Below are 21,602 nucleotides of genomic sequence, written 5' to 3'. Positions count from 1 at the left end.
TTTTTCCGTCCGGGCAGGTCTGCCGCTTCAGCGTTTGAAGAGCTGCCCCAGCATCTCCCTCAGCAGTCCGCGCTTGATGGACTGGTTCGTCTGGCCCGGCGCCTGCCACCACCAGCCGTCGCGCTGCATCTGCAGCCCGGCCTGCACACAACGCTCCAGCATGTCCTCGAAATCCGCGTCCGTGAAGTTCAGGCTGAAGATGAAGCGGCCCGTGCCCACCCAGCTCAGGGCCAGGCCATGATCGCGCAGGTAGTACTGCAGCATCCAGTTGTAGCGCGAGGGGCGGGTGTAGCCCAGCGTCCACACGCTGCTCATGTTCGCGGCCTGCAGTGGCAGGCCTTCGGCCAGCATGCGCGCGTTGAAGCGATCGCGCCGTGCGTCCCAGGTGGCGTCCAGGTCTCGGTAGATCGCCTGCACCTCGGGGGTCTCCAGCCGGCGCAGGAACTCGTTCATCGCGCCCATCACATAAGGGTGGGCGTTGAAGGTGCCGCGCGCAAAGCAGATGTCGGCCGGTTTGTCCTCGCGGAAACGCTGCATCAGCGCCTGCTTGCCGCAGACCACGCCCACGGGCAGGCCGCCGCCCAGGGTCTTGCCGTAGGTGACCAGATCCGCCTGCACGCCGAAATAGTCCTGTGCGCCCCTGGCCGCCAGGCGGAAACCCAGAAAGACCTCGTCGAAGATCAGCACGATGCCGCGCTCGGTGCAGACCTCGCGCAGCTGCTGCAGCCAGCGGGTGTAGGCCGCGCGGTCGTAAGCCGCGCTGCGGCTGCTGTCGAGCAGGGTGGAGTCGCCGGGGGCGTTCTTGTTCGGGTGCAGGGCCTGCAGCGGGTTGATCAGCACACAGGCAATGTCGCGGCGCGTGCGCAGCACCTTGAGGCTGGCCGCGTGCATGTCGCGCAGGGTGTAGGTCTCGCGCGGGGGCAGGGGGTTGCCCGGGCCGGGCTGCACGTCTTCCCACCAGCCGTGGTAGGCCCCGCAGAAGCGCACCAGGTGGCGGCGGCCCGTGTGGTAACGCGCCAGGCGCACAGCCTGCATCACGGCCTCGGTGCCGCTCATGTGGAAGGACACGGCGTCCAGCCCGCTGATCTGCTGCAGCCGCGTCACGTTGTCGGCCACGCAGGGGTGGTAGGCGCCGAGCACGGGGCCCAGGTCCTGCGCGATGCGCGCGCCTGCGGCGATGCAGGACTTGTAGAAGTCCATGCCCATGACGTTGACGCCGTAGGAACCCGTGAGGTCGATGTAGCGCTTGCCGTCCAGGTCCGTCACGCTCACGCCCTCGGCGGACTGCACAAAACTGCCCACGGCCAGATGCTGGCGCAGCCAGGGGCTGAACTGGTAGGGCACGCGGTAGGCGCCCGTGAAACGCAGGTCCGGGATGCCTTCACGCATCTCTTTCGTCAACGCGATCGACTGGGGCGACGCTGCCTGCAGCCGGCCGGCCAGCGCGAAAAAGCCCGCGCGGCGCTGCTGCACCACGGCCTCGGGGGCGCCATCGCAGGCAAAAAAGGTGGCTTCGTCGTAGGCATAACCCGGAATCCAGCGCGCCAGACGCTTGGCCAAACGCGAATGGCCCGCCAGCGACGGGTGCTTGGCACGCGAGAGTTCGAGCCGGCGCTTGAGCCAGGGCAGGGTGGCGCCGGCGGCGCCGGTGATCCAGGCGAGTTCGTAAGTCATGGTCTGGGCGGGTTCCCGTGTGAAAAGACGATGACTCTTTTTATTCAAACGATTTGACAACCTTGTGAAAAAGATATGACCCGACAGACATTTCGTGACCGCCTGCTGCAACAGGAGAGCCTGAACTTCGTGCTCACCAACCGCCTGCCCCGCGTGGCGCTGACACGTTTCATGGGGCGCTTCAGCAAGGTGCGCCAGCCGCTGGTGCGCGATGTGTCCATTGCCCTGTTCAAGTTCTTCGGTGACCTGGACCTCAGCGAGGCGAAAAAACAGAGCTTCGACAGCCTGCACGACTGCTTCGTGCGTGAGCTCAAAGACGGCGCGCGGCCCTTTGATGCTGATCCCGATGTGATCTGCAGCCCCAGCGACGGCATCGTCGGCGGCCATGGCCGCATCGAGGGCGACGAACTGCTGCAGATCAAGGGCATGCCCTACAGCCTGGCTGAGCTGCTGGGCGGCGGTGACTCGGGGGCCGAACTGGCGGCGCGGCACCAGTGCGGGAGTTATGTGACGCTGCGCCTGCGCGCCAGCATGTACCACCGCTTCCACGCCCTCGCCGACTGCACGGTGCAACGCGTAACCCATATCCAGGGTGATATGTGGAACGTCAACCCCATCGCACTCAAGCGCGTGCCCAGCCTCTACTGCCGCAACGACCGCGCCGTGATCGAGGCCGCCTTGCCCTCAGGCGAGGCGCTGACCATCGTGCCCGTGGGCGCCATCCTGGTGGCCAGCGTGCGCCTGCATTTCCTCAATTTGAATCTGCATCATGACTACCGCGGCGCGCAGGTGATCGACTGTGACGCTGCCCTCAAGCGCGGGCAGGAGATGGGCTGGTTCGAGCACGGCTCGACTATCGTGGTGCTGGCGCCGAAAGGTGTGGAACTGGCGGATAGACTGACGACGGGGACCGAGGTCAGGGCAGGGCAGGCCTTGCTGCGCAGGAGTTGAGCTGGCGTCGGCCTGTTGTGAATCCCGCATCGTTACATTGCGGTGTTTGTCGGCTTTTTATTTGGCGGTATTGATCGCTGATTTGGAGAAAGTGCTGAGCCGACAAGCACTTACGCTCGAGCCCGTCGGATGGAGACGGACACACCTCCGATGTTATTCCGCACTTTTGCGGGCTTACGTCGTCCACATGGCGGAGGGGGCGGTGGTCATCCATTTCTGGGGTCGCCTGAAGGCGGGGGCGGCTCACCCGGCCAGGGCGCACGGGCTTGATACCCTGATCCTTGCGGTGCTGACCCGACAGGGCGGGGCCTGGCGCATACGCGCCCTTGAGAACGTGAGCCTGAGCAACCCCCGTACCGGGGCGGCGATACTGCGCAGCAGCTGAAGCCGCGCTGGCGTCGTCTGGCCGGTCAGGATGGCGGTGGGGGAAAGGGATTTCAGATATAACAGCAGCGCTTGCCTCAAACGTGGGAGACTGGGCGACGACCGCCTGGCCAGGGTGTTCCGCCCCTCCCATTCACTCTGCAACGCGTCACCAAGGGGAATCCACATGAATACCTTCCGAGCACTCCTCCTGCCACTGCTTCTTTTCGTCTGCGCCGTGGCTTCGGCCCAGGACGCCCGCGAGCGCGGTTTCATCCGCAGGGGCATGTCCGAGGGCGAGGTCCTCGTGCGTGTGGGCAAACCGGACCACGAATCGCAGGTCGCCAACAACGCGCTCAGGGGCCTGCCCGAGGAAAAGACCTGGACCTACTTCCCGCATGACCGGGACCCGGACACCCTGACGGTCATCACCTTCAGGGCGGGGGCGGTCGTGGAGGTCGAGCGCAAGATTTCGCGTTAGGTCGCCCCGGCACCGGCGCAGCCCCAGGCTGCGCAGGGCGGCTCAGCCGGCGCTCAGTACGCCCAGCGCCCAGGGGGTCTTCTGCCAGGCCTGCATTTCTTCCTGCAGCAGGTAGGCTGACTGCGGGTAGCGCCGTACCCAGTCCGCGCGGCAGCTGAGGCTGACGTCACGCCCGCCGTCCCAGGCCAGCCGCAGGCCCTGCAGGTCGGGGTCGCGCCGGGCGTGGCAGAGGATGACGGCCAGGCGCAGGGCCATGAGCTGTAGGGTGAAGGCCTCGTCGTCAAGCGCCAGGTCGAGCTTGCGCAGCTTGCCGCGGTGGCCCAGCACGAGCTGGCCCAGGCGGTGCAATTCGTTCATGGTGAAACCGGCGGCGTCGGCGTTGTCCAGGATGTAGGCGCCGTGCTTGTGGTAGTCGCTGTGCGAGATGGCGCTGCCGATCTCGTGCAGCTGCGCGGCCCAGCCCAGTTTGTGCAGGTGGCGTTCCAGGTCAGGCAGCTCGTGCCCGCGGGCCAGCTGTTGCAGCAGCGCTTCGGCCACCTGGCTCACGCGCCGGGCCTGGGCCGGGTCGGCGTTGAAGTTGTTGGCCAGGCGCAGGACGCTGGCGCTGCGCTGGTCGCTCTGCTCATGCTCGCGGTCCAGCAGGTCGTACAGGGCACCGTGGCGCAGCGCGCCCTGGGCCACGTGCATTTCCTCGATGCCCAGCAGGGCGAAAAGGGCGCGCAGCACGCTGACGCCACCGCCGATGACGGCGCGGCGGTCGTCTTTCATGCCGTCGATGCGCAGGCGTTCGGCGCTGCCGGCCTTGAGCAGGCGGTCGAGCAGCCAGTCCAGGCCCTCCTGCGTGATCAGGCCTTCGGCCCAGCCGGCGGCCTGCAGCACGTCGCCCACGGCGCCCACGGTGCCCGAGGAGCCATAGGCCACATCCCAGTCTTCGCGGCGGCAGCTGTTGAGGGCCTCGTCCAGCACGGCCTGGGCCGCCACCTCGGCGGTCTCGAAAGCCTCGGCGCTGAAGTGGCCTTCAGGGAAATAACGCATGGACCAGGCCACGCTGCCCACGCGGTAGGAGTCCATGAAACGCGGGCGGTAGCCCTGGCCCAGGATGAGTTCGGTGGAGCGCCCGCCGATGTCCACCACCAGGCGGCGTTCATTGCTCTGCGGCAGCAGGTGGGTCACGCCCTGGTAGATCAGACGCGCTTCTTCGCGGCCGGAGATCACGTCGATGGGGAAGCCCAGGATCTTCTGCGCGCGTTCCAGGAAGACCTCGCGGTTGCGGGCTTCGCGCAGGGTCTGGGTGGCGACGGCGCGCACCTGGGTTTTCCTGAAGCCGGCCAGGCGTTCGGCAAACCGGCCCAGGCAGTCCCAGCCGCGCTGCATGGCCTCCTGCGTCAGGTTGCGGTCTTCGTCCAGTCCGTTGCCCTGGCGCACGGTCTCCTTGAGGTACTCGCGGCGCTTGATCAGGCCGTGGTCGAGCTGCGCGATTTCCAGGCGGAAGCTGTTGGATCCCAGATCCACCGCCGCGAGTTCGATACCGTTTTTCATGGAGGTGCTTTTTTCTGTTTGGCCGGCAGCATAGCACCGGCCAGCGCGCGTGCGACCGGCGTACGCCGCCGCTGCAGGCGGTGCAGGGCGTCAGCCGAGGACGCGACCATCGGCAGTCAACATGCTTTGCGTCACGTAGGCGCTGGTCCGCCGCTGCGACTGGAAACTGATGCGAAACCCCGCCAGGTCCAGCGTGCTGCGCCGCTGGAAAGCCTGCAGCGCCTGCAGGCGCGTGGCGCCGGGCTCCAGGGTTTGCAGCACCTCCTGTACATATCGCGCGGCGATGTAGCCCGACAGGCTCAGCGGGTTGGGCGGTTCGTCGAACAGGCGGTTCAGGGTGTCGCGGTAGGCGCGCACGATGGGCAGGCTGGCCGTCACCATGGGCACGACCTGGGTGGCCATCACGGGCGTGCTGCGCGAAGCGCCGAGCTGGTTGAGGGTCTGCAGGTTCACGTCGGCCAGGCCGATGACGTAACGCTGGCGGTCCTGCCGGTCCAGCCCCTGGGCGAACTGCGCGAGTTCGGGGGTACCGCCCACGAAGAGCAGGATGGGCGGGGTCTGGGGGGTGAGCCTGCGCCCCAGTTCCGGCAGGGAAGCTGCGGGCGCATAGGTCTGCAGGCGCAGCTGTAGGGAGCGCACGATGCGTTGCACCTCGTTGTCGTAGAGGCGCTGCTCCTGCGCCGAGGCGTAGACCACCCCAAGTTCCGGCACGCCGATGACGGAGAGCGAGCGCAGCGCGTGCGCGATCTGTTCCTGGCGTGAGGCGAAGATGGGAAAGGTACGCTGCTCGGCGGCAGCGGCCAGATCCTGGTGCAGCCAGGGCGCGGCGTGGGCGATCTCCAGCGGGTCCTGCCGCAGCAGTTCGATGAGTTGCGCGGCGGTGCGGTCGCCAGCGGTGCCGCACAGGGCCAGGCAGTTGGGCAGGGCACGCACGGATTCCACGGCCTGGCGCAGGCTGGCGGGGCTGCCGTCGACCTCCAGCACGGTGTGCTGCACGGCCCGGCCGCGCCAGCCACCGCGGGCGTTGAATTCCTGCCAAGCGGCGCGCGAGCCGATGAGGAAGTCGCGCGAGACGTCGAGCTGGTCGGCGGCGCTGTCGACAATCTGCACGATCTCCGGGGTGCGTGCGGCGGGGGTGGGCCGCGCCGGCTGGCCCTGAGCGGCGCCCAGCAGGGGCAGGCTGGCCGCGGCGAGCAGTAGCTGGCGGCGGGTGGGGGCAGGCAGGGGGGGCAGTCGGATCACGATGTGGGCACTGGATTCGGGGATCGCAAGTGCGCAGGCCCACCGGGGGTGGGCCTGCACGGGAGGGAAGGTATGCCGGCCGCGGTGCGCCGACATAGGCTGCTTCAGCGACGCACGGGCGGCATGAGCACGCGGTCGACCACGTGCACGACGCCGTTGGTTGCCGCGACATCGGCCTTGGTCACCATGGCTTCTTCCACGGTGACGAAGGTGCCGGCGCGGGCCAGGGCCAAATTGGCGCCTTGCACGGTCTTGGCCGGGCCGTTCTTGACGTCGGCGGCCATGACCTTGCCGGCCACCACGTGATACGTCAGCACGTCCTTGAGGCGGGCCGGGTCGGCGGCGAGCTCTTCCAGGGTTTTGGCCGGGACGGCCTTGAAGGCGTCATTGCTGGGGGCGAAGACGGTGTAGCTGCCGGATTTGAGGGTGTCCGCGAGGCCGGCCTTTTCGACCAGGCTGTTCAGGGTGCTGAGCTGGGGGTCACGGGCCAGGGTATCGGCCAGGGTGACGGGCTGGTTCATGCTGGCACAGCCGACCAGGCCCCAGGCCAGGGCGGTGGCAAGCATCAGGCGGCGGGTGAAGACGGTCTTGTTCATTGCAGGCTCCATGGGTCAGAAAGCCTGAAGGCTATCGGAGGACTGTGACAAAAAGATGACGGCAATTTGAAAAGTGTGATCCGCACTACACTGCATGTGTCGCTTTATGTCACTATATTGTCACAAAAGATTCGTAAATTTGGCTTGCTTTCCAGTAACCAACCAGGAGCCATCCTATGAACACCAGCCTGAAATTTTCCCTGCTGGGCCTTGCCGCCAGCTCGACCCTGCTGTGGGCGGGTGCCGCTGTCGCCCAGGACGTGACCGGCGCCGGCGCCAGCTTCCCGGCGCCCATTTACTCCAAATGGGCCTCCGAGTACAACAAGGCCACCGGTATCAAGATCAATTACCAGTCGGTCGGCTCCGGTGCGGGCATCCGCCAGATCGACGCCAAGACCGTTGATTTCGGCGCCTCCGACATGCCGCTGACCGACGAGGTTCTCGCCAAGAAGGGCCAGATCCAGTTCCCCACCGTGATGGGCAGCGTCACGCCCGTGGTGAATGTCAAGGGCATCGCTCCGGGCCAGCTCAAGCTGACCGGCCCCGTGCTGGCGGACATCTACCTCGGCAAGATCGCCAAGTGGAATGACAAGGCCATCACCAGCCTGAACCCGGGCCTGAGCCTGCCCGACGCCGCCATCGCCCCGGTGCGTCGCGCCGACGGTTCCGGCACCACCTTCGCGTTCACCAACTACCTGAGCCAGGTCAGCCCCGAGTGGAAGGAAAAGGTCGGTGAGGGCACCGCCGTGAACTGGCCCGTGGGTGCCGGCGGCAAGGGCAATGAGGGCGTGTCCGCCTTCGTCGGTCGCCTGCCCAATTCCATCGGTTACGTCGAGTTCGCCTACGCCAAGCAGAACAAGATGTCGCACACCCAGCTGCAAAACCGCGATGGCGTGTTCGTCCAGCCCGGCGACGACAGCGTCAAGGCCGCTGCTGCCGGCGCCGATTGGGACAAGACCTTCTTCCAGATCCTGGGTAACAAGCCGGGCAAGAACGCCTGGCCGATCGCCAGCGCCACCTTTATCCTGATGCACAAGGTGCAGGACAAGCCGGCCAATGCCGCCCAGACTCTGAAGTTCTTCCAGTGGGTCTACAAGAACGGTGACACCATGGCCGGTGACCTGGAATACGTGCCCATGCCCCCCAGCGTGAAAGCCGCCATCGAGAAGTCCTGGAGCCAGATCAAGGACGCCTCCGGCAATCCCATCGCCTACAAGTAAGCAGAAAGAAAGCGTCAGTACGCCATGAGTTCGTCCACGTCTGCTCACCGGTCCCGAACCGGCGCCTGGTTTGAGGTCCTGTTCGGTGGGCTTGCCCAAGGGGCAGCGTGGGTGACTCTGGCACTGCTGGCCAGCATCATTGCGTCCCTGCTGGTCGGCGCCTGGCCCGCCATCGAACGTTATGGTCTGGGTTTCCTGACCAGCCCGGTGTGGGACCCGGTGCAGGAGAATTTTGGCGGCCTGGTGATGATCTACGGCACCCTGGCCACCTCCTTCATCGCCTTGCTGATCGCCGTTCCGGTGAGTTTCGGCATCGCCCTGTTTCTGACCGAGATGTGCCCGGCCTGGCTCAAGCGCCCGCTGGGTACCGCCATTGAATTACTCGCGGCCGTGCCGTCCATCGTCTACGGCATGTGGGGCCTGCTGGTGTTCGGACCCATCCTGGCCCAATACGTGCAGATGCCGTTGCAGAAGCTGTTCAGCGGTGTGCCTTATCTGGGCGCCCTGGTGTCAGGGCCTCCGGTGGGTATCGGGATCCTGTCGGCCGGCATCATCCTGGCCATCATGATCATCCCCTTCATCGCGGCCGTGATGCGCGACGTGTTCGAGGTCACGCCGCCCCTGCTCAAGGAGTCGGCCTACGGCCTGGGCGCCACCACCTGGGAGGTGGTCTCCTCGGTGGTTCTGCCCTATACCAAGACCGGTGTCGTTGGCGGCATCATGCTCGGTCTGGGGCGCGCCCTGGGCGAGACCATGGCGGTCACCTTCGTCATCGGCAACATGAACCAGCTCGACACGCTGAGCCTGTTCGATGCGGCCAACAGCATCACCTCGGCCCTGGCCAACGAGTTCGCCGAGGCCTCCGCCGGCATCCACCAGGCCTCGCTGATTTACCTGGGCCTGGTGCTGTTCTTCATCACCTTTGTCGTGTTGACCCTGTCCAAGCTGCTGCTGCAGCAACTCAAGAAGAGCGAAGGCGCCAAGTCATGAACGCGCAAGACCAGATCCGCAGCCGCGCCTTCCAGCGCCGCAAGCGCGTCAACTTCCTGGCCCTGGCGCTGTCCATGGGTGCCATGGCTTTCGGCCTGTTCTGGCTGTTCTGGATTCTCTGGGAAACCTTCCGCCTGGGCCTGGATGGCCTGGTGTGGGCGACCGTGACGCAGATGACCCCGCCGCCCAACGAGACAGGCGGTATCGCCAACGCCATCTACGGCTCTTTCCTCATGGTGTTGCTGGCGACTTTTGTCGGCACGCCCATCGGCATCATGGCTGGCATCTACCTGGCGGAGTACGAGCCCAAGGGCTGGCTGGCCGAGGTGACACGTTTTGTCAACGACATCCTGCTGTCGGCCCCCTCCATCGTGATCGGCCTGTTCGTCTATGCGGTGGTGGTGACGCGTTTCAAGTCCTTTTCCGGCTGGGCCGGCGTGATGGCGCTGGCGCTGATCGTGATCCCGGTCGTGATTCGAACGACCGAGAACATGCTGCAGCTGGTGCCCTCCGCCATGCGTGAGGCGGCCTATGCGCTGGGCACACCCAAGTGGAAGGTCATCCTGATGATCACCCTGCGCGCGGCGCGCGCCGGTGTGGTCACCGGTGTGCTGCTGGCGGTGGCGCGCATCTCGGGCGAGACGGCGCCGCTGCTCTTCACAGCGCTGAGCAACCAGTTCTGGACCTCGAACCTCGGCGACCCGATGGCCAGCCTGCCGGTCACCATCTTCAAGTTCGCCATGAGCCCGTACGATAACTGGCAGCGGCTGGCCTGGGCCGGCGTGCTGCTGATCACGGTCACCGTGCTCGGGCTCAACATACTCGCGCGCGTGCTGACGCGCCACAAGGGCTGAGACCCGGGACCGACCTCATGTACACCAGCGAATTTTCTGCAAGGCAAACCATGGAACCCACTTCCACCCCGGCCGCCACGCATGCCCCGAAGATCTCGGCGCGTGGCCTGAACTTCTTCTACGGCAAGTTCCACGCGCTCAAGGACATCAACCTGGATATTCCGCAGAACAAGGTCACGGCCTTCATCGGCCCCTCGGGCTGTGGCAAGTCCACCCTGCTGCGTGTGTTCAACCGCATGTACGAGCTCTATCCCGACCAGCGCGCCGAGGGGCAGGTGCTGCTTGACGGCGAGAACCTGCTGACCAGCAAGGAAGACGTGGCCCTGCTGCGCGCCAAGGTCGGCATGGTGTTCCAGAAGCCCACGCCTTTCCCGATGTCGATCTTCGACAACATCGCCTTCGGCATCAAGCTGTTCGAATCGCTCAGTGCCACCGATCTGGAGGAGCGTGTCGAATGGGCCTTGCGCAAGGCCGCGCTGTGGAACGAGGTCAAGGACAAGCTCAAGCAGAGCGGCTCCAGCCTGTCGGGTGGCCAGCAACAGCGCCTGTGCATCGCACGCGGCATCGCCATCAAGCCTGAAGTCATCCTGCTGGACGAACCCTGCTCGGCGCTGGACCCGATCTCCACCGCCAAGATCGAGGAGCTGATCACCGAGCTCAAGGACGACTACACGGTGGTGATCGTCACGCACAACATGCAGCAGGCGGCGCGTTGCAGCGATTACACGGCCTATATGTACCTGGGCGACCTGGTGGAGTTCGGCTCTACCGAGCAGATGTTCTTCAAGCCCACGCGCAAGGAAACTGAAGACTACATCACCGGCCGCTTCGGCTAAGGAGGAAATGCACATGCCCGAAAAACATCTCTCCACCCAGTTCGACAGCGAACTGAGTTCCGTTTCCAGCCGCGTCATGGAGATGGGCGGCCTGGTCGAAGCCCAGCTGCAACAGGCCGTCCAGGCCCTGGCCCGGCTCAATATCGATTCGGCCCAGCAGGTGATCGAGCTGGAGCACCGCGTCAACGCCATGGAGATCGAGCTCGACCACGAGATCTCCTCCATCATCGCGCGCCGCCAGCCCACCGCGCGCGATCTGCGCCTGCTGATGGCGATCTCCAAGGCCATCGCCAACCTGGAGCGCGCCGGTGACGAGGCCGAGAAGATGGCGCGCATGGTGCTGAATATCATCCACACTGGGGCACCGCGCGCCCTGCCGGCGTCCGAGCTGCGCACGGCCGCCGACCTGGCCGCAGGCCAGTTGCGCAAGGCGCTGGATGCCTTCGCCCGGCTCGACACGACGAACGCCGTCGCCATCCTGAAGGAAGACGATCTGATCGACAAGGAGTTCGACAGCTTCGTGCGCGTGCTGATCACCTACATGATGGAAGACCCCCGCACCATCTCACCCAGCCTGGACCTGCTGTTCCTGGCCAAGGCCATCGAGCGCGTCGGTGACCACGCCAAGAACATCGCCGAACTCATCATCTACATCGTCAAGGGCGCCGATGTGCGCCATGCCTCGATCGAAGAGATCGAATCCGTCCTCAAATGAAGCAACCTGCTGTACTCGTGGTGGAAGACGAACCGGCGATCGCCGAGTTGATCGCCGTCAACCTGCGCCATAACGGTTTCCAGCCCACCGTGGCGCCTGACGGCCTGGCCGCGCAGCGCGAGATCGACGCGGTGCTGCCCGACCTGGTGCTGCTGGACTGGATGCTGCCCGGCGAGAGTGGGCTGAGCCTGGCGCGCCGCTGGCGCAACGATCCGCGGACCAAGGCCGTGCCCATCATCATGCTCACCGCGCGCGGCGACGAGGCGGACCGCGTGGCCGGCCTGGACGCCGGTGCCGACGATTACATGGCCAAGCCTTTCTCCACCAAGGAGATGCTCGCGCGCATCCGCGCCCTGCTGCGCCGGCGCGCGCCCGACCAGGGCTCCTTGACACTGGAGATCGGCCGCCTCAGGCTGGACACGGCCACGCACCGCGTGAGCTATGCAGAACAGGCGCTCAAGCTGGGGCCCACGGAATTCAAGCTGCTGCAGTACCTGATGAGCCATGCCGAGCGTGTGCACAGCCGCGGCCAGCTGCTGGACAAGGTCTGGGGTGACCACGTGTTCATCGAGGAGCGCACGGTGGACGTGCACATCAAGCGCCTGCGCGAAGCGCTGGGCGAGGCCGCCGCCATGGTGGAAACCGTACGCGGTGCCGGCTACCGCCTGTCGGCCCAACCCGTACCGGTGCCTGCCGCGCTGCGCGGCTGAGAACGGTCCCGTCCCCGGGGTCGTGGTTTCATGCTCTTGCATCTCGTACTTTTTCTGCTGCTCCAGATTCTGGGCGCGGTGATCGGCATCTGGCTGGCGCCCGAGGCCCTGCAGATCCGGGGCGGGCTGGCCGGCATGCTGGCCATGGGACTGCTCTGGGTGCTGGTCGATTTCACGCGAGGCCTGCGGGTGCTGCAGTGGCTGCGCAACGGCGACGTCTCGGATGTTCCGCTCAAGCTGGGCCTGTGGGGTGAAGTCGCCGAGCGCGCGCGCCGGCTGGTGCGCCAGCGCGAGCATGAAACACGCGACAGCGATCGCCGACTGCAGGATTTCCTCGCGGCCCTGCAGGCTTCGCCCAACGGGGTGGTGCTGCTGGACGCGCACGGGCGCATCGAATGGTTCAACCAGACGGCGGCCCAGCACTTCGGCCTGGACTCGGGCCGCGACCTGCTGCAGCACATGGTCAATCTGGTGCGCGACCCGGCTTTCACGGCCTATGTGTCCGGGGGGAATTACCAGACCAGCGTGTTCATGCAGGGGCGGGCCCACAGCAGCGCCCACCCCTCGCGCCTGTCGGTGCACCTGCACGATTACGGCGAGGGCCGGCGCCTGCTGCTTTCGCGTGACGTCACCATGTTCGAGCAGGCCGAGGCCATGCGCCGCGATTTCGTGGCCAACGTCTCGCACGAGATCCGCACCCCGCTGACCGTGCTCTCGGGGTTTGTCGAGACCCTGCAGACCCTGCAGCTGGACGCCACGGAGCGCGCCCGCTACCTGGACCTGATGGCGCAGCAGGCCGGGCGCATGCAGTCCCTGGTGAGCGATCTGCTGATGCTCTCGCGTCTGGAGGGCAGCCCGCTGCCCGGGGCGGCTGAGTGGTCGTCGCTGCCGGTGCTGATGGGGCAGGTGGAGCAGGAAGCGCAAGTCCTGTCCGCGGTGCTGAATCCGCCCATGACCGGCCCGGCGCAGACGCTGGTGTTCGAGCCGGCGCCGGCCCGTGAACTGGCCGGCACGCCTTCGGAGCTGCACAGTGCCCTGTCCAACCTGGTCAGCAATGCCGTACGCTACACGCCGGCCGGTGGCGAGGTGCGCTGCGGCTGGCTGATGCCGGAGGACGGCCGCGTGGAGTTTTACGTGCAGGACAGCGGTCCGGGTATTGCACCCGAACATATCCCGCGCCTGACCGAGCGTTTCTACCGGGTGGACCGCAGCCGTTCGCGCGACACCGGCGGCACGGGCCTGGGCCTGGCCATCGTCAAGCACGTGGTGCAACGCCATGGCGCCGAGTTGCGCATCGAGAGTACGCTGGGCAAGGGCTCGCGCTTCTCCATCCTGTTTCCGGCCAGCCGGGTTCGCCCGTTGTCCTGAGCGTCAGCCACCGTCCAGGCTGGCGATGTCAGGGGCGGCGTTCGCGCCGCAGCACCTGCCAGATCATGAGCCAGAAGCTCAGGGCCGCGAGGGCCAGCGCCGCGGCCCCGGCCATCCAGAAGGCCGCCGGTGTCTGCAGCGCCGGCCAGGGGCCGAGACCGCGATAGGCCAGCAGGAAGCCGCCATACAGGCCCAGGCCCCACAGCAGCACGCCGTAGATCAGGAAGGGCGCCAGCGTGATGCGCCAGCAGCGCAGCACGAAGACGGCCAGGGCCTGCAGGCCGTCGAACAGGTGGTAGATCGCGGTCCAGAACAGCAGCGGCACGGCCAGCGCCACCACCTCGGGGCTGCTGGCATACAGCTGGGCCAGCGGGCCGCGTACCAGCACCAGCGTGGTGGCCAGCAGCACGGCGCTGCCCAGCACGAGCGCGAAACCCACGCCCACCGCATGGCGCGCCTTGCTCGCCTGGCCTGCACCAAGCCAGTAGCTGGTGCGTGCGCTGGTGGCGATGCCGATGGCCAGCGGCACCATATAGAGCACGGCGGCCAGGTTGGCGGCGACCTGGTGGCTGGCGGCCGCGGTGGTGCCCAGGCGCGCCACGAACAGGGCCATCAGCGTGAAGGAGGTCACCTCGATCAGGATGGTCAGGCCGCTGGGTACCCCCAGGCGCGCGAATGCGGCGAGGACTTTCCAGTCGGGGCGACCGGGTAGACGCCACAGCTGGTAGGGTGCATACAAGGTGCGCGTGCGCAGCAGCCACAGGGCCAGGGACAGCATGGCCAGGTGCACGACCAGCGTGGCCCAGGCACAGCCTTCGGCCCCGCGTGCCTCCAGGCCCAGGCCGCCGAAGGCGAACCAGATCGAGAGCGGCACCTTGACGGCCAGCGAGCCCAGCTGCAGCCAGGTGACCAGTTGGGGCTTGCCCAGGCTCTGGTTGAAGGTACTGTAGAGCCGGAACATCAGCGCGGCCGGCAGCGCCAGCGCCAGCACGCCCAGGTAGGCCAGTACCTCGGCGCGCAGCGCTGGCGGCACGTCGGCCCAGTCCAGCAGGAAACCCGGGTTGAGCAGGATGGACAGGCCGACCAGCACCAGCGCCAGCCACAGATAGAGGGCCTGGCCCAGGGAGTGCCCGAGCCGTGCGGGCTGGCGGGCTCCGTGTAGCTCGGACCAGACCGGCAGCAGGGCGGTCAGCACGCTCATCAAGCCGACGTACACGCTCATGTAGATGGCGGACCCCACCGACAGCGCGGCCAGCGAGGCTTCCGCGTAGCGGCCGGCAACGATGGTGTCGGTCACGCCATAGGCCATGGTGGCCAGCTGGCCCACCAGCACGGTGCCCGCGTGGCGCGCGATGGTCTTGAACTCGGGCACGGGTCAGCGCGCGGGCGCGGCCGGTGAAACCGTGACGCGGCGGTAAATGGCCAGGTCTTCTTCGCCTTCCCGCGGGTGGCCCAGTTCGCTGTGCAGCTGCCACTGCGCCGGGCTGAGGATCTCGGGGGTCTGCCGCACGATGCCCCGATCGATGACCAGCCAGTCGCAGCGCGTGCTGTCGTTGGCCGGCTCCAGGCGCAGGCGGGTATGCAGTTGCATGGCCGCCAGCTGGCCGCGCGACAGACCGAAGTGGGCCACACAGCCGCCCGGTTGCACGATGGCCTCGACGCGACGCACCAGGGGCGCATAACTGCGGGCGAAGTCCAGCGCGGGCATCCACAGCGTGGTCAGAAGCAGCCAGCACAGGGCGGCACCGCCGGCGGGCAGCACCATGCTTTTCCAAAGTGCGGCGGGGTGCCGGCCAATGCGCCATTTCACCAGCCAGCCCCAGGCCAGCGTGGCCAGGGTCGCGAAAACGAAGGGCAGGATGACGAAGCGCGGCTCGAAACCCGGCAGCAGTCGCGCCACGTTGGCGGCGGGTTGGGGCGGGAAGCCGGTCAACATGGCGACCCAGACCACCCAGATGACGAGGGCACAGGTGGTGAAGAACAACAGCGTGAACCAGTCGATCAGGGCCGAGACGCTGCGCCCTAGCGTAGGCAGGGCGAAAGCCGCCAGCGTGGCCAGGGCGGGCAGGGCCAGCAGCAGGGCCCGGTCCCCGGCCGGCGTGATGAGCGTGGCGCCTAGGGTGATGGCGGTGTACCACAGGGGCAGCGAGAGGTGCCGGCTGGGCCGGCGGTCAAATAGCTGGCGGCGCCAGCGCCACAGGGTCCACAACACCAGGGGCCAGGCCGGCCAGGTGAACCACAACATCAGGCTGCCCAGGCCATGCCAGGCGGCCCAGGTGGACTCGGGCAGGCCGATGCGCCAGCGCCAGAGGTCAAGTGCGCTGGCCAGCACGGCCACGCCGACGGTCAGTACCAGCAGCCGCTTCAGGTCACGCCGGTAGTGGCTCGCATTTTCCAGGGCCTGGCTGCGGTCCAGCACATGCGCCAGCAGGGCACCCAGGGCCAGCAGCAGGGCCATGGAAGGGCCCCCCGAGAGGGTGAGGCCGGTCAGGCCGACCAGGGCCGAGAGGGTCGGCGTCCAGCGCCGGTAGGGCATGGCGGCGAAGGCGTAGAAGCTCAGCGCCGTGAAGCACAGCTGCGCCAGCGCAGGGGTGGTTTCGTGCGAGAGCTGGGCCAGGCCCAGGCAGGCGATGAAAGCCAGCATGCCGCCATCGGCCATGGCGCGGGCGTAGTCATTGGGTCGGGCTTCACCGCCGAAGGCGAAGGCCACGGGCTGGGCCCGCGGGCTGCGCGCCAGGTAGTAGATGCCTTGCCAGACGGCGATCAGGGTCAGGGCCAGCAGGGCGATGAAGGGCAGGCGGGCGGCGAAGTCCGCCGCGATCCAGGACGGCGCCAGCTGTAGCGCCCAGGCGCCCAGCCAGTAGGGCAGCAGGGCGTCCACCTCCGGCGGTTGGCCCAGCAGCGTGGGGGCCAGCCAGCTGGCGCGGCCGGCGGCCAGCTCGGCCATGTAGCCGTAGGCGGTGATGTCGGCGCTGCGCCAGGGATGGCGCCCGATGAAGCCGGGGAGCAGATAGGCCAGGGCGAAGAGCCAGAGCGCCAGGTGGGGCAGGCGGCGCACGGCGCCTTGGGCGACGATAGCGGGGCTGGGCTGGTTCACGCTGGGATCATGCCAGAGGGCACAAGAGGTTCAGTCAAAAGAAAAGGGCAGCGCGGCGTACCGGGCTGCCCTCGACTGGAAAACAGCCGCCAGATTACTTGGCAGCGGTCTTGCCGAAGCGGTTGCGGAATTTCTCTACGCGGCCGCCCATGTTGTCCACGGACTTCTGGGTACCCGTGTAGAAGGGGTGCGACTCGCTGGAGGTGTCCAGCTTGAAGAGCGGCAGTTCACGGCCGTCTTCCATCTTGATCATTTCCTTGGCGTTGGCGCAGGAACGGGTCACGAACTTGAAACCGTTGGACAGGTCCACGAAGCAGACGTCGCGGTAGTTCGGGTGGATGCCTTCTTTCATGATTCTTCCTCTAGGTGCGGGAGCCGGGCCGGACCATCCGGACTACTTTCCGCGAAAACGCAGATTATACATAAAAATCAACAGCTTGCGAGCACAACGAGTGTGCGGGGCCGCGCGCAGCGCAGGCCTGTTCGCAGGCCCCCGCGGAACCGGCCTGGCCGGGGGCCGCCGCCGGGTGCGCCCTGCAAGGGGGGCGCAGCCGCCACGGGGGTGTTCAACCACCCCTTCGCATCATGTCGAAGAACTCGTTGTTGTTCTTCGTGGCGCGCATCTGCTTGAGCACCATTTCCATGGCCTCGATCTCGTCCATGTTGTAGAGGAACTGGCGCAGGATGCGGGTCTTCTGCAGGATTTCGGGCTGCAGCAGCAGCTCTTCGCGGCGGGTGCCGCTGCGGTTGAGCTGGATAGAGGGGAAGACACGCTTTTCGTACAGGCGGCGGTCCAGGTGGATTTCGGAGTTGCCGGTGCCCTTGAATTCTTCAAAGATCACTTCGTCCATGCGGCTGCCGGTGTCCACCAGCGCCGTGGCGATGATGGTCAGCGAGCCGCCTTCTTCCACGTTGCGGGCCGCGCCCAGGAAACGCTTGGGGCGCTGCAGGGCGTTGGCGTCCACACCGCCGGTCAGCACCTTGCCGGAGGAGGGCACCACGTTGTTGTAGGCGCGGGCCAGGCGGGTGATGGAGTCCAGCAGGATCACCACGTCCTTCTTCAGCTCGACCAGGCGCTTGGCGCGCTCGATCACCATCTCGGCCACGTGCACGTGGCGGGCGGCGGGCTCGTCGAAGGTGGAGGCGATCACCTCGCCCTTGACGGTGCGCTGCATCTCGGTCACTTCTTCCGGACGCTCGTCGATCAGCAGCACCATCAGGTAGCTGTCGGGGTAGTTGGCAGAAATCGCGTGCGCGATGTGCTGCATCATCACGGTCTTGCCGCTCTTGGGCTGCGCCACGATCAGGGCGCGCTGGCCCTTGCCGATGGGGGCAATGATGTCGATGACACGGCCGGTGATGTTCTCTTCGCCCTTGATGTCCTGTTCCAGCTTCATCTGCACCTTGGGGAACAGCGGCGTCAGGTTCTCGAACATCACCTTGTGCTTGTTGGTCTCGGGCGAGCCGCCATTGACCTTCTCCAGCTTGTTCAGCGCGAAGTAGCGTTCGCCATCCTTGGGGGTGCGCACTTCACCTTCGATCATGTCGCCGGTGTGCAGATTGAAGCGGCGCACCTGGCTGGGGCTGATGTAGATGTCGTCCGTGCTGGCGGTGTAGCTCGAATCCGGGCTGCGCAGGAAACCGAAGCCGTCGGGCAGGATCTCCAGCACGCCGTCGGCAAACACCTGTTCACCCGTCTTGGCGCGCTTCTTGATGATCGCGAACATCAGCTCCTGCTTGCGCATGCGGCCGGTGTTCTCGATTTCGAGGGCCTCGGCCTGCTGGAGGATTTCAGATACGTGCAGTACCTTGAGTTCGTTTAAGTGCATGGATGGAGCCCCAGTGGGGTGTGGCTATCGATCGGGGGGGTGTGCGACTGAGCAGACGCCGGGGTCTTGCCAGCCGGGAACTCGAACCGGTTCAGGATGGAACCGGCGATTGCAGGAGATTATGACAGGAAAAAAGGCCGCCGCGCAGTATGGCGTCGGCGGCCCTGTTCAGAGCGGATCGGGTGGCCTCAGGCCAGTTGCTGGTCGATGAAGGCGGTCAGCTGGGCCTTGCTCATGGCGCCGACCTTGGTGGCGGCGAGCTGGCCGCCCTTGAACAGCATGAGTGTGGGGATGCCACGGATGCCGAACTTGGCGGGAATGTCGCGGTTCTCGTCGACATTCATCTTGGCCACCTGCAGCTTGCCCTGGTAGGTGCCGGCCACTTCGTCCAGGACGGGGGCAATCATCTTGCAGGGGCCGCACCACTCGGCCCAGTAATCGACCAGCACGGGCTGGCTGGCCTGGAGGACGTCGGCTTCGAAGGACGCGTCGGAAACATGCTTGATCAGGTCGCTGGCCATGAGGGCTCCTTGTTCGATGTGGCAATGCGGCTACAGTTGCGGCATTGTGACAGAAACCACGGATTTTCGTTGGCAACAGTGGCTTGCCGGCATCGAGGCCCACATGCGCGCACGCGCCGCGCACCCGGCCCGCACCGTGGTCCTGCTGCCCTATGCGCAGCTGATGCCGCAGGCCGCGCGACTGTGGGCCCGTCTGCACCCGGACGGCTTTGCGCCGCGTTTTGAAACCACGCAGAACTGGTGCCGCAGCCTGGGCGGGCACCAACCAGCCCCCACCGACGTCAGCTTCGATGCCGCGCTCGACGTGCTGACGGCGCAGGCGTTACTGGAGCAGGCCGGCCTGGGGGCCCGCGCGCAGGCCGCCACCCCCTTGCTGCTGGAAGCAGCACAACAGCTGGCACCCCTGGCCGCGGCTGTGCCGCCGGCGCAGCGGGCCGCCTGGGCCGTGCAGGCCCGCACGGCGGCCATGACCGGCATGGATGCCGGCGCCCTGGCGCTGGAAGTGGCCGTGGCGCAGCTGGCCGTGGCCTGGGCCGCCAATTCTTCCTATCCCAGTGATGTGCTTTTTGAATCGCGCGTGATCGAGTCCACCGACTGCCTGATCGCCGTGTCCGGTTTCCAGCCCGACCCGCTGCCCGCGGCCTTGCACTCGGTCTGGGGCGACCGCATGCTCGTGCTGGCTTGCGAGGGCGTGCAGGTTTCGCCGGCCACGCCGGCCCTGCATCGCGCGCGCGACGCGCAGGACGAGGCGCAGCTGGCCGCCGCCTGCGTGCTGCGCCATCTGCAGGCCGGGCGTGCGCCGGTGGCGCTGGTTGTCACCGACCGGGCGCTGACGCGCCGCGTGCGCGCCATGCTGGCCGGACAGGCGGTGCAGATCCGCGACGAAACCGGCTGGAAGCTCTCCACCAGCCGGGCCGGGGCCCAGCTCATGGGCGCCTTGCGGGCCTGCGCCTGGAATGCCAGCAGCGATGCCGTGCTGGACTGGCTCAAGAACTCTCCCGCCTGCGACACCGCGGCCGTGCGCCAGCTCGAAGCCGCCTTGCGTCGCCAGCCGCAGCGCGCCTGGCGCCATGTTCCGGCCACGCTGGACCTGCGCGAGCAGCCCGTGCTGGCCGCCCTGCTGGCGCAGGTCGAGGCGGCCCGCGAGCCGCTGCAACGCGGCCGGACGCTGGCGCAATGGCTCAGGGCCCTGCACGAGCTGCTGCAGGGTAGCGGCCAATGGGCCTTGCTGCAGGACGATGTGGCCGGCGAGGCGGTCCTGGGCGCGCTGCGGCTGGGGCCGGGTGGGGCGATCTTGCCGCCCGACGCGCTGTGGGCCCGGCGCCGCCTGGCGCTGCCCGAGTTCACGCACTGGGTGGACCAGGTGCTGGAGGCCGTGAGCTTCAAGCCCGACTACCCGCCACAGGAGCAGGTCGTGATCCTGCCGCTGGCGCAGATGTTGGGCCGTCCTTTCGCGGCCGCGGTGCTGCCGGGCTGCGACGAGATCCGCCTGAATCCCTCGCCCGAGCCGCCCGGCCTGTGGACGGCCGCCCAGCGTGCCGCCCTCGATCTGCCCGCCCGCGAGACGCTGGATGCCGCCTTGCGCGCCGCCTGGCGCGATGCCCTGTGCACCGCGCAGGTCGACCTGCTCTGGCGCAGCAGCGACGAGGGCGGCGAGCCCCTGCTGCCCAGCCCGCTGGTGCAGCAGATCCGCCATGAGGCTGGTGATGGCCAGGCCGACGACCCGCGCGCCAGGCGCGAGATCGCGCCCACCCCGGTGCCGCGACCGCTGCCGATCGCGCCGCAACTGGGCGTGGCACGCCTGTCGGCCAGCGCCTACCAGGACCTGCGCCACTGCCCCTACCGATTCTTCGCCTTGCGCCAGCTCGGCCTGAAAGAGGCGGAGGAGATCGAAGGCGAGCTCGACAAGCGCGATTTCGGCCTCTGGCTGCACGCCGTGCTCAAGGCTTTCCACGACGGTCTGCACGAAGATCCTGGCAGCGATGCCGCGCAGCGGCGTGTGTTGATCGACGCGGCCGCGGTCGAGGTGACGCAGTCCATGCGCCTGGCCGAGGACGAGTTCCTGCCTTTCCAGGCCGCCTGGCCCCGGGTGCGCGAGGGCTACCTGGAGTGGCTGGCCGGGCATGAGGCGACCGGGCTGCGCTTCAGCGAGGGCGAGCGCGAGTCGGCGCAGCCGCTGGGCAGCCTGACGCTGGTGGGCCGGCTCGACCGCGTCGACCGTTCCGGCAGCGACGAGCTCATGGTCATCGACTACAAGACCGAGCCGCAGAGCGTCACGCGGGAACGCACCAGGACGCCGCTGGAAGACACCCAGCTGGCGTTCTATGCAGCACTGCTGCCGCAGGACACGCTGCGCGCGGCCTACGTCAACGTGGGCGAGAAGGACGGCACACGGACGTTCGAACAGGACGATGTGGTGGCGGTGCGCGATGCCTTGATCCACGGCATCGTGGATGACTTGCAGCGTATTGCGGGAGGGGCGGGCATGCCGGCGTTGGGCGAGGGGGCTGTTTGCGAGTTCTGTGCGGCGCGGGGTTTGTGTCGGCGGGATTTTTGGAGTGAGACATGAGTTGGTTTTGCTGCCGCAAGGCTGACTCTTTCCCCCCCTATCCCCCC

At 67.0% G+C, this 21,602-nt stretch carries 19 protein-coding genes; 10 read left to right on the top strand and 9 right to left on the bottom strand.

Annotation, left to right across the window (positions count from 1 at the left end; genetic code table 11):
• Nucleotides 1–27: 27 nt before the first annotated feature.
• Entirely contained in the window at nucleotides 28–1,674 is a 1,647-nt protein-coding gene (locus tag AC1RRP_RS04115; RefSeq protein WP_493033539.1) for an aminotransferase class III-fold pyridoxal phosphate-dependent enzyme, read from the bottom strand.
• A 75-nt stretch (nucleotides 1,675–1,749) separates the two neighbouring features.
• Between AC1RRP_RS04115 and asd the strand changes: the two genes are divergently transcribed.
• The gene (asd, locus tag AC1RRP_RS04110; protein ID WP_493033537.1) at nucleotides 1,750–2,625 is read left to right on the top strand and encodes an archaetidylserine decarboxylase; all 876 of its coding nucleotides are present in this window, start codon (nucleotides 1,750–1,752) and stop codon (nucleotides 2,623–2,625) included.
• Nucleotides 2,626–3,175: 550 nt separating this feature from the next.
• A complete protein-coding gene (locus AC1RRP_RS04105) occupies nucleotides 3,176–3,469 on the top strand; it encodes a hypothetical protein (protein WP_493033535.1) in 294 nt (97 codons plus the stop codon).
• 42 nt (nucleotides 3,470–3,511) lie between these two features.
• Here the strand turns inward: AC1RRP_RS04105 and ppx are convergent, their stop codons facing one another.
• The 3 genes from ppx to AC1RRP_RS04090 form a co-directional block, all read right to left on the bottom strand.
• On the bottom strand, nucleotides 3,512–5,008 hold the full coding sequence (ppx, locus tag AC1RRP_RS04100) for an exopolyphosphatase (protein WP_493033533.1): 1,497 nt from the start codon (nucleotides 5,006–5,008) through the stop codon (nucleotides 3,512–3,514).
• Between the two features lie 90 nt (nucleotides 5,009–5,098).
• Nucleotides 5,099–6,250 (bottom strand): ABC transporter substrate-binding protein, encoded by a 1,152-nt coding sequence (locus AC1RRP_RS04095; RefSeq protein ID WP_493033531.1) that lies wholly within the window; start codon nucleotides 6,248–6,250, stop codon nucleotides 5,099–5,101.
• Nucleotides 6,251–6,354: 104 nt separating this feature from the next.
• Nucleotides 6,355–6,846, bottom strand: coding sequence for a fasciclin domain-containing protein (locus tag AC1RRP_RS04090; protein WP_493033517.1), 492 nt, complete (start codon nucleotides 6,844–6,846; stop codon nucleotides 6,355–6,357).
• A gap of 176 nt (nucleotides 6,847–7,022) precedes the next feature.
• Between AC1RRP_RS04090 and pstS the strand changes: the two genes are divergently transcribed.
• From pstS to phoR, 7 genes are read left to right on the top strand one after another with little or no spacing between them, the layout of a single operon-like run.
• Nucleotides 7,023–8,066: a phosphate ABC transporter substrate-binding protein PstS gene (gene pstS, locus AC1RRP_RS04085; RefSeq protein WP_493033503.1), complete on the top strand. Its 1,044-nt coding sequence runs from the start codon at nucleotides 7,023–7,025 to the stop codon at nucleotides 8,064–8,066.
• A 24-nt stretch (nucleotides 8,067–8,090) separates the two neighbouring features.
• A complete protein-coding gene (pstC, locus tag AC1RRP_RS04080; RefSeq protein WP_493033502.1) occupies nucleotides 8,091–9,056 on the top strand; it encodes a phosphate ABC transporter permease subunit PstC in 966 nt (321 codons plus the stop codon).
• On the top strand, nucleotides 9,053–9,910 hold the full coding sequence (gene pstA, locus AC1RRP_RS04075) for a phosphate ABC transporter permease PstA (protein WP_493033501.1): 858 nt from the start codon (nucleotides 9,053–9,055) through the stop codon (nucleotides 9,908–9,910). Before pstC ends, pstA begins: the two co-directional genes overlap by 4 nt.
• A 50-nt stretch (nucleotides 9,911–9,960) precedes the next feature.
• Nucleotides 9,961–10,746 carry a phosphate ABC transporter ATP-binding protein PstB gene (gene pstB / locus AC1RRP_RS04070; protein ID WP_493033500.1) on the top strand — a complete coding sequence of 262 codons (786 nt, stop codon included), beginning with the start codon at nucleotides 9,961–9,963 and terminating at the stop codon, nucleotides 10,744–10,746.
• Nucleotides 10,747–10,759: 13 nt separating this feature from the next.
• Nucleotides 10,760–11,461, top strand: coding sequence for a phosphate signaling complex protein PhoU (gene phoU, locus AC1RRP_RS04065; protein WP_493033499.1), 702 nt, complete (start codon nucleotides 10,760–10,762; stop codon nucleotides 11,459–11,461).
• Complete coding sequence (phoB, locus tag AC1RRP_RS04060) at nucleotides 11,458–12,171, top strand: phosphate regulon transcriptional regulator PhoB (RefSeq protein ID WP_493033498.1); 714 nt, start codon at nucleotides 11,458–11,460, stop codon at nucleotides 12,169–12,171. Before phoU ends, phoB begins: the two co-directional genes overlap by 4 nt.
• 30 nt (nucleotides 12,172–12,201) lie before the next feature.
• Nucleotides 12,202–13,539 carry a phosphate regulon sensor histidine kinase PhoR gene (phoR, locus tag AC1RRP_RS04055; protein ID WP_493033497.1) on the top strand — a complete coding sequence of 446 codons (1,338 nt, stop codon included), beginning with the start codon at nucleotides 12,202–12,204 and terminating at the stop codon, nucleotides 13,537–13,539.
• 28 nt (nucleotides 13,540–13,567) lie between these two features.
• Here the strand turns inward: phoR and AC1RRP_RS04050 are convergent, their stop codons facing one another.
• The 5 genes from AC1RRP_RS04050 to trxA form a co-directional block, all read right to left on the bottom strand.
• Nucleotides 13,568–14,911 carry an MATE family efflux transporter gene (locus AC1RRP_RS04050; RefSeq protein WP_493033496.1) on the bottom strand — a complete coding sequence of 448 codons (1,344 nt, stop codon included), beginning with the start codon at nucleotides 14,909–14,911 and terminating at the stop codon, nucleotides 13,568–13,570.
• 3 nt (nucleotides 14,912–14,914) lie between these two features.
• The gene (locus tag AC1RRP_RS04045) at nucleotides 14,915–16,636 is read right to left on the bottom strand and encodes a hypothetical protein (RefSeq protein WP_493033495.1); all 1,722 of its coding nucleotides are present in this window, start codon (nucleotides 16,634–16,636) and stop codon (nucleotides 14,915–14,917) included.
• A gap of 94 nt (nucleotides 16,637–16,730) precedes the next feature.
• A complete protein-coding gene (locus AC1RRP_RS04040) occupies nucleotides 16,731–16,988 on the bottom strand; it encodes a type B 50S ribosomal protein L31 (RefSeq protein WP_493033494.1) in 258 nt (85 codons plus the stop codon).
• A gap of 214 nt (nucleotides 16,989–17,202) precedes the next feature.
• Nucleotides 17,203–18,465, bottom strand: a complete 1,263-nt coding sequence (rho, locus tag AC1RRP_RS04035) for a transcription termination factor Rho (protein WP_057676440.1) — start codon at nucleotides 18,463–18,465, stop codon at nucleotides 17,203–17,205.
• 188 nt (nucleotides 18,466–18,653) lie between these two features.
• Nucleotides 18,654–18,986, bottom strand: coding sequence for a thioredoxin TrxA (gene trxA, locus AC1RRP_RS04030; RefSeq protein WP_493033492.1), 333 nt, complete (start codon nucleotides 18,984–18,986; stop codon nucleotides 18,654–18,656).
• 46 nt (nucleotides 18,987–19,032) lie between these two features.
• On the opposite strand from trxA, the gene AC1RRP_RS04025 reads away from it, so the two are divergent.
• Nucleotides 19,033–21,555 (top strand): PD-(D/E)XK nuclease family protein, encoded by a 2,523-nt coding sequence (locus AC1RRP_RS04025; RefSeq protein ID WP_493033491.1) that lies wholly within the window; start codon nucleotides 19,033–19,035, stop codon nucleotides 21,553–21,555.
• Nucleotides 21,556–21,602 lie beyond the last annotated feature (47 nt).

It is taken from the genome of Hylemonella sp. GW821-FHT12C09 (genome assembly GCF_058807395.1).
This window is presented reverse-complemented; position numbering and strand designations above follow the sequence as displayed.

Bases quoted from the DNA above. Each gene is read 5' to 3' on its own strand.
- asd (WP_493033537.1), top strand. From the start codon at position 1,750: ATGACCCGACAGACATTTCGTGACCGCCTGCTGCAACAGGAGAGCCTG.
- AC1RRP_RS04040 (WP_493033494.1), bottom strand. From the start codon at position 16,988: ATGAAAGAAGGCATCCACCCGAACTACCGCGACGTCTGCTTCGTGGAC.
- AC1RRP_RS04090 (WP_493033517.1), bottom strand. From the start codon at position 6,846: ATGAACAAGACCGTCTTCACCCGCCGCCTGATGCTTGCCACCGCCCTG.
- pstA (WP_493033501.1), top strand. From the start codon at position 9,053: ATGAACGCGCAAGACCAGATCCGCAGCCGCGCCTTCCAGCGCCGCAAG.
- AC1RRP_RS04105 (WP_493033535.1), top strand. From the start codon at position 3,176: ATGAATACCTTCCGAGCACTCCTCCTGCCACTGCTTCTTTTCGTCTGC.
- phoU (WP_493033499.1), top strand. From the start codon at position 10,760: ATGCCCGAAAAACATCTCTCCACCCAGTTCGACAGCGAACTGAGTTCC.
- pstS (WP_493033503.1), top strand. From the start codon at position 7,023: ATGAACACCAGCCTGAAATTTTCCCTGCTGGGCCTTGCCGCCAGCTCG.
- AC1RRP_RS04115 (WP_493033539.1), bottom strand. From the start codon at position 1,674: ATGACTTACGAACTCGCCTGGATCACCGGCGCCGCCGGCGCCACCCTG.
- trxA (WP_493033492.1), bottom strand. From the start codon at position 18,986: ATGGCCAGCGACCTGATCAAGCATGTTTCCGACGCGTCCTTCGAAGCC.
- phoR (WP_493033497.1), top strand. From the start codon at position 12,202: ATGCTCTTGCATCTCGTACTTTTTCTGCTGCTCCAGATTCTGGGCGCG.
- rho (WP_057676440.1), bottom strand. From the start codon at position 18,465: ATGCACTTAAACGAACTCAAGGTACTGCACGTATCTGAAATCCTCCAG.
- pstB (WP_493033500.1), top strand. From the start codon at position 9,961: ATGGAACCCACTTCCACCCCGGCCGCCACGCATGCCCCGAAGATCTCG.
- pstC (WP_493033502.1), top strand. From the start codon at position 8,091: ATGAGTTCGTCCACGTCTGCTCACCGGTCCCGAACCGGCGCCTGGTTT.
- ppx (WP_493033533.1), bottom strand. From the start codon at position 5,008: ATGAAAAACGGTATCGAACTCGCGGCGGTGGATCTGGGATCCAACAGC.
- phoB (WP_493033498.1), top strand. From the start codon at position 11,458: ATGAAGCAACCTGCTGTACTCGTGGTGGAAGACGAACCGGCGATCGCC.